This window comes from Edaphobacter sp. FHG110511_03, from assembly GCF_059115365.1.
On sequence record NZ_JBZYWL010000003.1, the window covers coordinates 1 to 13561 of the forward strand.

Consider the following 13561-nt stretch of genomic DNA (forward strand, 5'->3'; position numbering starts at 1 on the left):
TGCGGACTAGCTGATCCAAATATCGCGATTGTCCTCAACCTTATGCACCGGGATCCGAGTTACAGGTGGACCCTGAAACACTTTACGCAAGCAACAAGCATGTCACGGTCGGCGTTTTTATCGCTCTTCAAAAGGAGAGTCGGAACCGGGCCTCTCAACTATCTGTTACGGTGGCGGATGCAGCTAGCCGCCAAGCGCCTGCTTGCACGGAAAGAATCTGTCACCACGATTGCTTTGTCGTTGGGCTATGAATCGGAAAGCTCCTTTGGTAATGCATTTAAGCGAGTGACAGGGCAGTCTCCCAGAAGTTTTACTGCGGTAGATTTTGACGGAAATTTTCGAAACGGACGTCCCGTTGCCTAATATCTCTGGTCACAACCGGAGCACGTCCCTCTACACATCTCTTTGACCTTTGAATCGACGTTATGATTCTCTTATTTTGGATAATCCGGCGTTGACCCTAAACGTCTGGGTTGAGATCAACTCTCGCTTCGACGATTGGGCCCCGTTCCCTTTTGGCTGAGCTTCTGTCCGGCAAAGATGTTCATCTACCTGCTTGAAACATCCCAGTCGAAGTAACGAATCCCGGGGAAATGCTTGGACGATCAATAGAGTTGTGCGGTCGATCCAGCATAGAAAACTGATTTCCTTCACCCTATGATTTTGCAATGGAGGAATTGAAGCCTCGTGACGTCTACTGCCGTACTTTCGATTCATCCGAACACTGTTCATGCAGACTTGAGATAGGAATTTGAGGGTGAAATTATGCGAATCGGTTTTCTTAGCCTACCTGTAACTGGGCATGTTAATCCCATGACAAGCCTGGCTCGTAAGCTCCAGTCACGCGGTCATGACGTGGTATTTATTTGTCTGGCTGATATGGCGCCTTTTGTTGAGGCGGCGGGACTACCATTTGTAACCTGTTCGGAGACGATATATCCAGCCGGCTCGATGAAAACGTTCGTAAGCCGCCTCTGTGAGTTGTCAGGTGCGGATGCTCTACACTTTACCGTCAATACGATGATGAAGGGATATACCGCATCCTTATATAAGACCCTTCCGGATACACTCTCCAAAGCTGGGGTGGATGTGCTTGTCCTTGATCAGTATCAGCCTTATGTTGAATTGATACCGATGCACCTTCGAATGCCCTTCGTCCATGTGTCCAACGCGCTTCACGTTGACTACACGGGACGCACTCCTGTCTGTTTCATGGATTGGCAAAACGAGACTGGAGCTGATGCTATTGCCAGAAACATCGAGGGAGTCCGACTCTCGAGAAGAATCCTGGAGCCTTGCACGGCCATGGCCCAGTCTTACGCAAGCGAGGTTGGGCTCTCCGTTGACTGGAATAATCCGCATTCAACACTTTCTCCTCTTGCCTGGATTACCCAGTGCCCCAGAGAATTCGACTTTGATTGCGCTCCCGACTTTTCCCAATTCCACTATGCCGGACCATTCCACGATGGGCACGGTCGGATGGACTTCGATTTTCCATGGCAGCAGCTCACAGGTGCGCCGCTCGTCTACGCTTCGATGGGCACGCTACAGAATGGATTGGTAGAAGTTTTTCGTTCGATCACGCAGGCTGCGCTTGGATTAAAGGAACTACAGTTTGTCCTTGCTGTTGGTGGCCAGCTCGATCCGAAACAGCTCGGAGACCTCCCTGCGAATGTGATTGTGGTGAGACACGCCCCCCAAATCGAGCTTCTCAAGCGCAGTTCCCTGTGCATCACTCACGGGGGATTGAACACCGTCCTTGAATCCCTTTCCAGCGGTGTGCCTATGGTTGCGCTACCCGTAACGAGTGATCAACCGGGTGTGGCCGCGAGGATAACGAACCAGAATGTGGGCGTTGTCATGTCCGCGCCCCAGGCGTCTCCAGAGAATTTTGTAACGGCGATCAAATTGGTGTTGGAAGTTCCCACGTTCCGAGATAACGCTCAAAGAGTGCAGCAAACAATTCGCAGCGCGAACGGCCTTTCGGTCGCCGCAGGCATTCTGGAACGAGCATTTGATCTGGAGGCGAGGACACACGGGCGGGCCTAAGATCGCCTCCCATATGCGCCCGCATAGTGAGGCGAAGACGACCATGCGACATTTTGGTTTGGTCCGGAAAAGGCCAATTGATTTCGCCAAGGCTTCAAACCAATGTGTTCCCGAGAGTTCTGAAGAACAAAAAGAGGAGATCCAAGTGAGTCAGGTTCAACTGGAAAGCGCCTGACAGCAGGGAGATGTGATGGATCGAACTCTGATCAAATGGGGAATCTGGGTCCTATTCCTTCAGAGGTTGCTATTCCAATAAGCTGGGACCGGCCGGGAAATGCCGCCGGAATTGCACATCATGGCGCAGGCGAATTTATCGAAGATCTAACAACTGAACGCCAGAGTGAGTTGATTGATAAAGTTTTGCGGGATTCGAGCTATCGCGCTCGAGCCAATTACATCCACCAAATGATTGCAAAGACCCACGGGCTGGATCGCGCTGCCGATACTGTAGAGCAGGCATTTCAGAATTATCCAGACTGAGATCATGACAGAGAGGTGATTTACATGCGTCGTTACGATTATGTGATTGTGGGAGCTGGCTCGGCCGGCTGTGTATTGGCAGCAAGATTGTCAGCAGATCCCGACGTCAAGGTTGCCCTTTTGGAAGCAGGGGATGAAGATTCGGCCAATGAGATTCGTGTTCCGGCCGCAACTCTTCAACTTGCAAAGACGAAATATGATTGGGACTTTTATAGTGAAGCCGAACCCGGATTGGGCGGCAGATCTGTTCCCCTCGCTCGCGGCAAAGGGATCGGCGGCACTTCGTCAATCAATGCGATGGTTTATATCCGCGGCAACCCCGCGGATTTCGATAACTGGGAGAGGGGCGGCGCTTCAGGCTGGTCGTACAGGGAGATGTTGCCCTATTTCATCAGAGGAGAAAGCAACGAACGAGGGGAAGACCGTTTTCACGGCCGGTCCGGGCCGATGAACGTGCAGGATGCCCGTTACGTACATCCACTCAGCAAACGGTTCATCGAGGCGGCGAAGCAGGCCGGCCATCTTTATAACGAGGACTTTAACGGCGCCACGCAAATAGGCGTAGGACATTTTCAACTTACGCAGCGAAATGGAGAGCGCTGCAGCGCTGCTGATGCGTATCTTCACCCGGTGCGGCAACGCTCCAATCTCGACGTGATCACCGGTGCATTGGCACTCAAGGTGCTGCTGAACGGGACCCGGGCCACCGCCCTGTCGATATTCCGGTGCGGCCAGGAAGAAACGTTGCAAGTAGAACGTGAAGTCATCCTCTCTGCTGGCACTTATGGTTCGCCCCAGCTTCTTATGCTCTCCGGTATTGGTCCGGCTCCTCAGCTCAGAAGCTTCAATATAGCTACGGCCGTAGATCTGCCAGTCGGTGCGGATTTGCAGGACCATGTTTTGACGGCTATCACCTATCGCACGAGCGAGCCCTCGTTGTTGAGGGCGGGTACGGCGGCCGATGTAGAACTCTATGCGAGAGAGCGGAAAGGGCCGCTGAGCTCGAATGGGATTGGGACCGGTGCATTTCTTAGCACCGTGCCCGGCGAGACAATACCTGATATCGAGCTGTATATGGCTCCCCTGCTCATCGACGATCTCTACTCGCCCCCGCGGGAAGATGGCTTTGGTATCGCGGCTTCGCTGTTAAAAACAAGCAGCAGAGGTACAGTTACGCTGCGATCGCCTCGCCCCGATGCCAAGCCGCGAATTCTTACAAACGTTCTCACAACTCCTGAAGACCAAAGAACAATGGTCAACGGAGTAAAGGCGGCGATGCATATTGCGCGGCAGAACAGGTTGGCCGAAGTTCGCGTCTCTGACGCAAGCGTGCCCAAGTCGGAAAGAGAAGCCGACATCCTTGACTACCTCCGAAACAAGGCAATGACGGACCGTCATCCGGCCGGCACGTGCGGAATAGGCCGGGTGGTCGATTCTGAATTGAGGGTTTTGGGTATTGGCGGCCTGCGCGTAGCAGATGCGTCCGTGATCCCAACAATACCAAGGGGCAACCTGAATGCTGTTGTTCTAGCCATCGCAGAGAAGGCGGCAGACATGATTCTTCACAACGCAACGTAGTGACACTGAGGCGGGACAGAGGCGAGTATGACCTTGTAGTGGCGCACTTGCTAAAACTGTCTGGATGAAGCTAATTTGTCTTGAAAACTTTAGAAGAGATCGTTGGGGGAATCAATAGCGGATAAGTTGGATGGGAAGATTGCCGTCATCATGGGAATCGAAGTCCTCTGTAGAAACTGATTGTCTGATACGTCTTCCTCTCCTGCCTTAATTGCAGCTGCAGTCCCGAACCAGGACGACTGGTTCCGTCCCTTTATGGTCCCCGGCATGGACCATTGCGGGGGAGGAACCGATCCCAATCAGTTCAATAAGCTCGCTGCGCTCGAACGCTGGCGCGAACAGAACGAGCCCACAGAATCTAAAACCGCTGCCAGAGTCGATGGAAGTGGCGTCATCGACATGACTCACCCGCTCTGCCCATACCCTCAATAAGCTGTCTATAGAGGGATCGGCAGTACCAATGACGCCGCCAACTTTACCGGCAAGCTAAGGGCAACGGACCACGGCTGCGTCAGAGCGGATGTCGGCTATCCGGAAACTGGGTGGACTAGGAACGGGAAGTCTGCTCGATGCTCTGAATCCGGCTAATGAGCATGGTTCGGCAATTGTCGCACCGCTGGTGCGACAATTGCCCTGGTCTCATAACCTCTTCTCATTGGCGAAACAGCTCATCAACGGGAAGACTTCGAAGCTGGACCTGTCCACGTACAAGACTCGTCCGCATCCACAGAAGGCTCCCTGACATTTGAGAGGATCGATTTAGGGATAGGCAGTTCATCCTCATAACTAAGCAGGTAGAGCATGAGACCCTTTTGTTTTGGGTCTAGTGGAGCTCCGATTGCCGCCAAGTGTTCGCGACCACTAATTGCCATTTCGCCGATGCCGAAAGTATTGGTCTGCACGAAAGCTTAGCGCATGATGCCTAGCGCCTTTGCCTGAGTATCATCTTTCGGAACGACAAAATAAGGCTGATCAAAGAGTCCCGGTGACAAAATGACTATGAAGCCGCAGTGAAGAAACTGGTAGACGCAAAAAGGAAGGGAATGTGCGGAATCGCCGTTCTTTGGCGATTTTCCGCATTTCCATCCGTGCCGGCCGCGCGAAAATATTTGACGGCCGCGAAGATTATTTTCCATAAGCCGACTCATCGGGACCAAATTCAGTGTGAAGCAGTATCTCGTGGATGAGATTACAGCCAGCAACTATCAGCGGACGAACTCTCGCCGATAGTTGCTGGGCGAAGCCTTGAGAAGTCTTTGGAATACCTTGGCAAGCTGCTGGGAACTTTGGAAACCACAGGCGAGCGCAACCTCGATGACCGTTTTATCGGAGGTTCTTAATAGCTCTTTGGCTCGTTCCACCCGCGCCCGCAGAAGAAACTGGTGGGGAGGGCACCCGGTAGATTTGCGGAATGCCTCCGAGAAATATGCCGTACTCAACCCTGCTGTCGCGGCAAGGTCGGCGACGCTGAGACTCCGATCGATATGCCCCTGAATCCTTTCTGTAACCCTGCGCAATTGAAGGGATGACAAGGCCGCAGTGCCCGGCTTCAGAGGTCTGCGGAGGATGCCGCGGATCTGCATGAGTGCTGCGGCAAGAGCCGTAGCGACACTATCCAGAAAGATCCTGCCCGACGGAAACCCGTTTACTTGCTCTGCTTCCACGGCCTCGACCAAAGAGACGATGCGCCGGTCCTCAAGATAAGGCGTCCCCTCGATCTCGACCTTGTTCGTTCCCGTAGCATCGGCGATGTCTTGAAGAGCAGCATCCGGCAGTTCGAGCATCAGCATCTCTGCCTCGCTCATCCAGCGGACCCACTCTTCTGTGTTTCTGCGGGCGAGGATCAAATCCCCGGAAGCATAACGATATCGAATCATACGGTCGGGTTTGAGACCGTGATCGAAGCACCCCCTTTTGACGACCTTGAAAAGACATTGCTTCGTGAACGTCTGGGGGACGCTTTCCGGAATGGGTATCGTAACAAGCCGATGCAGTCTGAGCTCTTCGTCCATAGAAGGATTGTAGTGAAACGAGAAATTTCCTGAGATTTGGGAACAAAACGAATGTCTTGACACGCAGGATGTCACTCTGGAAGGTCTCATCAAGAGAGAATCCAAACTCTGGAGAATCGATGACCATAAGCAACCAAAACCCCACCCCAGCCCCAGATCAGATGTTCGATGTATTTGGTGTCCAGCTTCAGTTTCTGGTCTCTCCTGAAGAGACCGGGAATCGGACTAGTCTCTATAAGGGCATACTCCCATCCGGAGTCGTTATCCCGTTGCACAGCCATCCGGATTCCGAAGTCTTCTACATGCTTGAAGGGACGCTCGAGGTCTATCAACAGAACGGCGAATACAAAGGCTGGCATTCGGTATCGGCAGGTAATGCGATAGCCGTGGCTCCTGAAGTAAAGCACGCTTTGCGCAACACTTCATCAGCTCCATCAGCAGTCATTGCTGTAACCGAGCACGGCCTCTACGATTTTTTTCGCGAGATTGCAAAGCCCGCCCAGCAGGGATCTACGACGCCTCCGTCGCCTGAGGGCATGCAGCAATTCTTCGCCGTGGCCGCGAAGTATTCTTATTGGATGGGATCACCCGAAGAGAACGCCGCTGTTGGCATCAGGCTCGGCTTAGCGACCTCCCCACACCAGCAAACACCTCCCCCAAATGAAGTTCGATTCGATACGCAACGGGGTTAAGTAACGGGTGAAAGGCCTTTTGCAAATCGAAGCGAGCTCAGCTCAGCGTGAACGGCCATTACTGACGAGATGGGCGTTTCTGAGGATTAATTCGATGCATCCATTTACAGTGGGAGAAAATTCCATGAGCTAGCGCGGGTAGTTCCGCATCGGTTCCAACTGCCGAGCTAACCGGTATCGGTGGCAAACTTTGTTTGCATTAGGTCGAATGCTCAAGGGTTCTCTTAGCCCGCATCCTAAGTTGGTACTTTGAGAAGCTTACGATCTATGCCCAACACAAATTCGGCTGTAGACACAATCGTACACAATGTAGTCAGGTCTGAAGCATCACCGCAAACCCTCCTGCAGCCGAGCCTAGTCGGACGGGTTTTGGCAAATGCACTGTAACTTCGCGCGGCGAGAAATCGGTCAGAGCGACTGGACGCTGTGGCTGGATGTTCTATGTGGCTCTCGGCGTAATTGGGCAGTATCACCAAGTGTGCGGAAGAGCCCAAAGATTCTGAAAAACAACATCTCTAAAGGAGTAAATGACCCATGGGAAACAATCTTTCTATCAATGCAGCTTATCCTGATCGCGTACAAATCATCGATGCTTTATATCGACTTGTTACAGGAATCGACGATAATGATCCAGCCCTACTAATGAGCAGTCTAACTAGTGATTGTCACGTGGATTATCAAAAAGCGGGTCAAATCATGGGGCTGAGTTTTCCGGTTTTTGACGACCGCGACGCAGCCATAGGGACAGTCCTTGCTATGGTAGGTCCTCTGGATACCCTTCATAAAGTTTCCACTTCCCGCGTCTGGGTAAACGGCGACACAGGGAATATGGCTGCGGTGGTAGAGGCTCAGCATTTCCCGCACAACAACCGCTCACGACATCTGATGATGAATAGCCGTTACGAACTCGAAGTCAGGAAGGAGGATAGTGCATGGAAGATATCCAGCCTTGTTTGCAATTTAGTTTGGTTCGATGGCGATCCCCAGGTGCTCGTGGATCATTTGCCAAAGTAGGATGAGAATATGCTCTTATAGAGACTAGTCTGATTCCCTGTCTCATCAGGGGCAACTAGAAACACTCTCGTCGGAGTAATTGTTCTCTATCAGCGACAAATAGCTGACTCACTCATCGACAAACAAAATCGAGGCAAGTTGCCGAATAGCTGGCTCTTCGGGTGCCCTTATCTTCCTTCTGCATGGCAATTCCACCTCCCTCGTACCCCTGGCGTAACTTGTTGCCGCATCCACAGGAATGCCGTCAGACGGTTCCGAAAGGGTATACTGCGAGCTAAGTATCACATATCACGAGATTTAGTTAAATTAGCACGCTTTTGACCACTGACGTCTGCACCTATAATCTGTACCCGAAAATGCCTTGATAATTTGCAGTCGTGCAATCGGCAGCGACGGTCAAGTTTGCCAGCAATCTTCATTTGCCAAAGCTTAAGTGATCGTCGATGCACAAACATGACCGCCCATCCATATAAGGTTGTGCGCCGACCATCTGCGCCTTAACGGGGACGATGGCCTTAGAATGTTGGCGTTGGCCCTAAAGGTAAACGGTGCGCGATCTTCTAAGAACACTACTCCGAACGATTCCCGCAACAGTCTTCTATTTAGCAGCTTTCATTTGGATGTTGTCGGCACAGTCATGCTTAGCACAATACAGGTTTACACAATGGACGGCTGACACGGGCCTACCACATAGCAGCGTGCGCGGTATAGTGCAGACACCCGATGGTTATCTCTGGGTAGCTACTCTGAACGGGCTGGCGCGTTTCGACGGTGTCCGCTTCAAAGTCTATGACAAAAGCACTACACCTGAGATTAGTTCCAGCCGATTCATCACGATGGTGCCCGGCGCAGGCGGGGATCTATGGATGCTGAGCGAAGACTATAACCTCGTACTCATGCATCGTGGCTCATTCATAACGCTTGATGGGCGTCATGGCGTTAAACCTCACCGAAGTAAACGCGATCACTTATGACAGCGGCAAAGTCTGGGTCTTGTCTGAACACAACGTTCTTTTGTGGGATGAGACTAAACAAAGATTTGAACGAGCAAACTTAGCACAGATGATTTTCAGTTCGATGCGCTTCGATGGCGCGGAACTGGGTTTTGGGCCCAGCGTGGCCAGCAACTAATCTGTTTCAATCGGGTCAACTCACAACCTTTGTCATGCCTAAGGGGCTTGATTGATCCGAAATCCGTGGTGTGGTGATGAACGCCAATGGCGATGGGTGGATCGGAACAAAAGACGGACGAATCGGACGTCTCGCCGATAAACCAGGTTCGTTGACTCATGAGCTAGCGAGTTTCGCTTTGCACGGCCTCTCGAGTGAAGATTGGAAGGTTGATGTTACTCCTGATCGTTTCGAATCAGAATCGACGGTTCATGAATCCTTCCAAATTGCCTCATAAGTCATGTCACAAACTATCAACCTGAGTATTAGGTTGGCTGGCTGCCGTGCCTTGCAAGCAAGCTACGTGTGGGAGGAGGGACAGCGCGAGCGCCGCGCCACTAATGCTCATAAGAGGCAAAGCCTGCAATCTCCCTGAGATTTTATTTGGCTTCATGAATTGAAAGAGGATCGGGGGTGGGGATATGCGGAAGCATGTCCTTGCGGATGGCGGTGTTGTAGACGAACCATGCTTCAATAGCTGACCCTTGCATGACATCGCCGGGACGCGATCATAAAGATCCATGTTGGAGTGATGGGTGCGTGTGGCATACTCCATGGGATCCTGCATGAATCCGAAACCGGGCAGACCGATCCACAAGAAGCTGGTGTGGTCAGTTCCTCCGGGTTCGCGCGTGGGCGCGGCAGTAGCTCCTGTGACGGCGGTGATCTCGAGGTCACGGATGGGGCCAATCCAGGAGGAGAAGATCGCGGCGGTTATATCAGAACCCGCGGCAGCGATGCCACGGAAGCGTCCAGTGCCGGAGTCGTCGTTGAAGCTGGCATCCAGCTTTGCGTACTCCGCGGTCTGCTTCATCGTGTCGCGAGGAGCAGAGTGCTGTTGAACATATGCCTTGGATCCGAGAAGGCCTTCTTCTTCGCCACCCCAGAGCGCAATTCGCACGGTACGAGCCATTGGTTTGTGCAGAGTGGTGAGGATTCGAATGGCCTCGATGGCAACGGAGGATCCAGTGCCATTGTCGGTCGCCCCGGCGCCTCCCTGCCAAGAGTCAAAGTGGCCGCCGAGCATGACAATCTCATCCTTCTTCGTGTCTCCGGGAATCTCGCCGATGATGTTGAAGCCCATCTGATCTTCCTTGCTGTACTCGGTCTCGATATCGAGGGTGAGTTTGGGCGTGGCGCCATGCTCCAGCAGCCGGCAGACACGGTTGTAGTGCTCAGGGGTGATGGCGACCATAGGGAGAGGTGTGGGATCGGCTGGATTCTGCGAGCCGCCGAAGGTAGCAAAGACCGTACCGCCATCGCCATTGGTGCCGTAATTGACGGCGACGAGAGCGCCTTCGTCCTTCAGAAATTGGTTGGTGTCGTTGCGAAGTTTAAGAGCCGCGACGCGATCGATGGGAGCAGGACGAGCGGCAACGTTGGCTGGAGCCCCAGGGAAGGTTCCCAGATGGGAAGGATCGGGAACCCTGGTGCGCGCCTCGATCTGTTCCTCGGTGAGACGGCGGGCTTCGGGTTCGGTATGCATGAGGATGACTTTGGGATCGGCGATGAGGACGATCTTGCCGCGTAACTTGCCCTTGTATTTCGCGAAATCGGCCTGTGAATGAATGGGAGCGAGAATGGCTTCGCCGCTTACCGGGCCGTTAGTGCCTGGAGTTCAGGCCAAAGGAAAGCCAATGAGCGGAGCATACGCGGGATCGATGAGCGCGCCATAGAACTTTTTGATCTGCCAGCCATCACCGAAGGGCCCACATTTTTCGAGATGGACGTTCTGCACGCCATAACCGCGAAGACGCTCCATAGCCCATTCGGCGGCAGCACGCTGGTTACGTGAGTTATTAACGCGAGGACCGTAGACCTCGGAGAGGTAATAGAGATTATCCATGACCTGTGAGTGGTTGAAGGTCTGCTGCTTGATCTGATTGAGCACTGCAAGGTCGACCTGATCGCCATAGGGTCCTGGTTGCTGGCCAGGCTGAACCATTTGAGCCGAAAGTGTTGCCGACAGGCTGAGCAGGGCAATAGCGGAAGTTTTGAGAGTATCAACGCGAAGCATACTCTTTCACTTACCTTTCAGAAGAACACGATCTGCTGGAGATGCAGGGCAAGACAAAAAATAGATGAGCAGGAGTCGTGATCTGCAGGCTCTCGCGGATAGTTAGAAGCTGAACTTGAGAGCGAATTGCATGTTTCGCGGCTCGCCCTGCCCGAGACCAGGAGCGGAGGATCCGTTTCGAGTCTGCTCATTATAGAGATTCGTGGAGACACCGTTGGGAGCAAAGTTGTGAAGTTGCAGCATGGATCTCGCAGGGGAGATCCATGCATCGGAGAGAACGGTGTCACCAACACTGTTGTTGGCGTTTGCAATCTGGATCTCCCCGGCGAGGAAGAAGAAGGTATGATCCTTCCAGAGGGGGGCCGCCCAGTGTGAAGCCGCCCTGGTGGTTCCGAATCTCAGGGACGCGAGTATGGGGTGCCTGTACGGCAGAGCGCCAGGCGAAGAATTCGTTGCGATCAAAGTAGAAGACATCACCATGAAGTTGATTGGTCCCACTTTTGAGTACCATGTTGGAGTTGGCGCCGCCGTTACGTCCCATATCGGATTCGCCACTGGCCTGCATGGAGAACTGGTCGATAGCCTCAATGGGAACAAGCCCGCCCGCGATTCTGGCGACACCACCCTGATTGGAGGCGACGTTATTAGACCAGGGATCGTTGTTGTCGGCTCCGTCAATCTGATAGTTGATTCCGTTGGTACGGGCTCCATTGACGCTCTTATTGATATTTACACCAGCGGAGAGCGTGACCATTTGAGTAAAGTTTCTGCCGTTCAGTGGGATCTCCTGAACGGATTTCGCATTGACGACAGCGACCAAAGAACTGGAGACAGTGTCCGTCTGGACTCCACTGGCTTCTACGCTCACGACGGTCGACTCCTGCCCCAGAGAAAGTTCAATTTTCAGGCTCGTGGCTTTGGAGAGTTCGATCATGATGTTGTCGATATTCTTGGTGGCGAATCCGGACTGAAAGACGGAGAGCTTGTAGGGACCAACGGGAAGTTCGGGGAAACTGAAGTTGCCTGCATAATTGCTGATGATAGAAACCGCGTCGTTGGTAAGCGGGTTGGAAAGCACAACAGTCGCGTGTGCGACACCCGCTCCCTGAGGATCTACAAGAGCGCTCCACGAAAAGTTTGTCCGTGCAGCATCGCCGCGATAGTGAATGCGAAGAATACGATGAGTCTGCTCCAGAATTTAAGCATTGGCGATACCTTTCTTTTCTTAGGAGTGAAGAGGCGCACGGATTCGCAGAGGAGGGATCCCCTGGACAGGGCGCAATATACGGACGACGTCGTGGTCGGGTGATTTAGCTGCAGAGAGTCAAAGCTTGTTGACTCTTATGCCGGGGAGATAAGTGCAGAATAGGGAGGGGCACCTTAGCTGTGGTGTCTTGCTTAAAAAAACACTTTTTGGATGATCTGCTACGGATCGTAAGTGGATTAATGTCATGTGTCAATCGGGTTTTTTGCTGAAATGTTCAAAGATCCTCCCGTAATTCAGTCGCAAATAGCATTGTGGACATGCAAATGAGTCGCAAATGACATCGAGGAGGGTACACGCTAGACGTGGATGCATCAGCTGGAACCAGTGTGTGCTTGCTGGAATCAGTGGTCACGACAGGCAAATCAAGCCAAGGTTGAGATTACCTAGCTGGCGTTCCAATTATCGCAAGCTAGGCTAGACTCACTGGATTACATAGTATGAGCTCATCGTTGAACTCTGAGACTAGTTTGAAAACGTTCGATTAACTATGTTCCTATATTGTTTCCGCCACAAAAGTGCGACGAAAACTGATTTGGCTAGGCTACGCCCTGCGGGAGCTAGAGGGTAATTCGTATCACATACGAATACAACCGGGAATGCTATCGCCTATGAGGTTTCCCGCTGCGCTATACGTGCCGCCCCAACGATTTGGTTCGTGGTCCTGTCGATCACAGTTAATAGAAAGGCCGCCTTGAGGAGTATTCTGCTGCCAACGATCGCTGCAGCGCCCTTAACCATATCTTCGTCAGTGGCTCCGCAACCGCTGATATTCCCAAACTTTCTGCACCTGTCGTTCAGCCCAAGCCCGTAGCTTTTGGCGAACTCAAGGCCGGTTTATTTCCAATGAAACAAGTCGTTGAGTTTCAGAGGAATTCTATAAGGACTCTGCCCCGGCAAGAAGAGCGTTACGTACAAAGCGAATGTGCGCTTGAGTCGCTTCGCACGCTGCAACTCGATCATAAGCAGCTAAAGCGTCTGTAATTGATTTGTGGGCAGATGGCGTGTCCGACGACGTCAGCTGGTAGGTCTGACATCGACAAAGCCAAAGCTTATCCTGGATGTTGCAATGAACTCGACTTAACTGCTCGTTGCCTGTGCTGTTGACGACCGTCTGATGAAAGAGAATGTCCTCCTGGATGTAAGCAGCTTTATCATCATGATCCAGTAATTGCTGGGTGCGGTGCACACTATGCCGCAAGCCTTCGATCAGGTCGTCAGTGATCTCAACCGTTTGGGTCGCGAAGACTTCGAGTGCCTCGCGCAAGTCGTATAGATCTGTAAT

Annotated in this window: 16 protein-coding genes; 10 read left to right on the top strand and 6 right to left on the bottom strand. The window is 52.5% G+C overall.

Annotated features, from left to right (window positions below; all coding sequences use genetic code 11):
* Positions 1–99 precede the first annotated feature (99 nt).
* From AC5S26_RS13415 to AC5S26_RS13440, 6 genes are all read left to right on the top strand, one after another.
* A complete protein-coding gene (locus AC5S26_RS13415) occupies positions 100–363 on the top strand; it encodes a helix-turn-helix transcriptional regulator (RefSeq protein WP_494186109.1) in 264 nt (87 codons plus the stop codon).
* A 588-nt stretch (positions 364–951) separates the two neighbouring features.
* Positions 952–2049 (top strand): glycosyltransferase, encoded by a 1098-nt coding sequence (locus tag AC5S26_RS13420; RefSeq protein ID WP_494185421.1) that lies wholly within the window; start codon positions 952–954, stop codon positions 2047–2049.
* 210 nt (positions 2050–2259) lie between these two features.
* A complete protein-coding gene (locus AC5S26_RS13425; protein WP_494185422.1) occupies positions 2260–2529 on the top strand; it encodes a hypothetical protein in 270 nt (89 codons plus the stop codon).
* A 24-nt stretch (positions 2530–2553) separates the two neighbouring features.
* The gene (locus tag AC5S26_RS13430; RefSeq protein ID WP_494185423.1) at positions 2554–4107 is read left to right on the top strand and encodes a GMC family oxidoreductase; all 1554 of its coding nucleotides are present in this window, start codon (positions 2554–2556) and stop codon (positions 4105–4107) included.
* A gap of 180 nt (positions 4108–4287) precedes the next feature.
* Positions 4288–4539: a tannase/feruloyl esterase family alpha/beta hydrolase gene (locus AC5S26_RS13435; protein ID WP_494185424.1), complete on the top strand. Its 252-nt coding sequence runs from the start codon at positions 4288–4290 to the stop codon at positions 4537–4539.
* 88 nt (positions 4540–4627) lie between these two features.
* The gene (locus AC5S26_RS13440) at positions 4628–4849 is read left to right on the top strand and encodes a hypothetical protein (protein WP_494185425.1); all 222 of its coding nucleotides are present in this window, start codon (positions 4628–4630) and stop codon (positions 4847–4849) included.
* Between the two features lie 463 nt (positions 4850–5312).
* Here AC5S26_RS13440 and AC5S26_RS13445 read toward each other — a convergent pair whose 3' ends face one another.
* Positions 5313–5912 (bottom strand): helix-turn-helix domain-containing protein, encoded by a 600-nt coding sequence (locus AC5S26_RS13445; protein WP_494185426.1) that lies wholly within the window; start codon positions 5910–5912, stop codon positions 5313–5315.
* 326 nt (positions 5913–6238) lie between these two features.
* Between AC5S26_RS13445 and AC5S26_RS13450 the strand changes: the two genes are divergently transcribed.
* The 4 genes from AC5S26_RS13450 (at position 6239) to AC5S26_RS13465 (ending at position 8956) form a co-directional block, all read left to right on the top strand.
* Positions 6239–6811, top strand: coding sequence for a cupin domain-containing protein (locus AC5S26_RS13450; protein WP_494185427.1), 573 nt, complete (start codon positions 6239–6241; stop codon positions 6809–6811).
* A 534-nt stretch (positions 6812–7345) separates the two neighbouring features.
* On the top strand, positions 7346–7825 hold the full coding sequence (locus AC5S26_RS13455) for a nuclear transport factor 2 family protein (RefSeq protein WP_494185428.1): 480 nt from the start codon (positions 7346–7348) through the stop codon (positions 7823–7825).
* Between the two features lie 620 nt (positions 7826–8445).
* Entirely contained in the window at positions 8446–8799 is a 354-nt protein-coding gene (locus AC5S26_RS13460) for a two-component regulator propeller domain-containing protein (RefSeq protein ID WP_494186110.1), read from the top strand.
* On the top strand, positions 8759–8956 hold the full coding sequence (locus tag AC5S26_RS13465) for a hypothetical protein (RefSeq protein WP_494186129.1): 198 nt from the start codon (positions 8759–8761) through the stop codon (positions 8954–8956). Before AC5S26_RS13460 ends, AC5S26_RS13465 begins: the two co-directional genes overlap by 41 nt.
* Positions 8957–9239: 283 nt before the next feature.
* Here the strand turns inward: AC5S26_RS13465 and AC5S26_RS13470 are convergent, their stop codons facing one another.
* The 5 genes from AC5S26_RS13470 to AC5S26_RS13490 all read right to left on the bottom strand — a co-directional run bounded on the left by AC5S26_RS13470 (position 9240) and on the right by AC5S26_RS13490 (position 13543).
* Positions 9240–10481, bottom strand: a complete 1242-nt coding sequence (locus tag AC5S26_RS13470) for a M28 family peptidase (RefSeq protein ID WP_494185429.1) — start codon at positions 10479–10481, stop codon at positions 9240–9242.
* Between the two features lie 132 nt (positions 10482–10613).
* Positions 10614–11012 (bottom strand): hypothetical protein, encoded by a 399-nt coding sequence (locus AC5S26_RS13475; protein ID WP_494185430.1) that lies wholly within the window; start codon positions 11010–11012, stop codon positions 10614–10616.
* A gap of 102 nt (positions 11013–11114) precedes the next feature.
* On the bottom strand, positions 11115–11255 hold the full coding sequence (locus AC5S26_RS13480; protein ID WP_494185431.1) for a hypothetical protein: 141 nt from the start codon (positions 11253–11255) through the stop codon (positions 11115–11117).
* 40 nt (positions 11256–11295) lie between these two features.
* Positions 11296–12210 carry a carboxypeptidase-like regulatory domain-containing protein gene (locus tag AC5S26_RS13485; protein ID WP_494186111.1) on the bottom strand — a complete coding sequence of 305 codons (915 nt, stop codon included), beginning with the start codon at positions 12208–12210 and terminating at the stop codon, positions 11296–11298.
* 943 nt (positions 12211–13153) lie between these two features.
* Positions 13154–13543, bottom strand: a complete 390-nt coding sequence (locus AC5S26_RS13490; protein WP_494185432.1) for an FCD domain-containing protein — start codon at positions 13541–13543, stop codon at positions 13154–13156.
* Between the last annotated feature and the right edge of the window lie 18 nt (positions 13544–13561).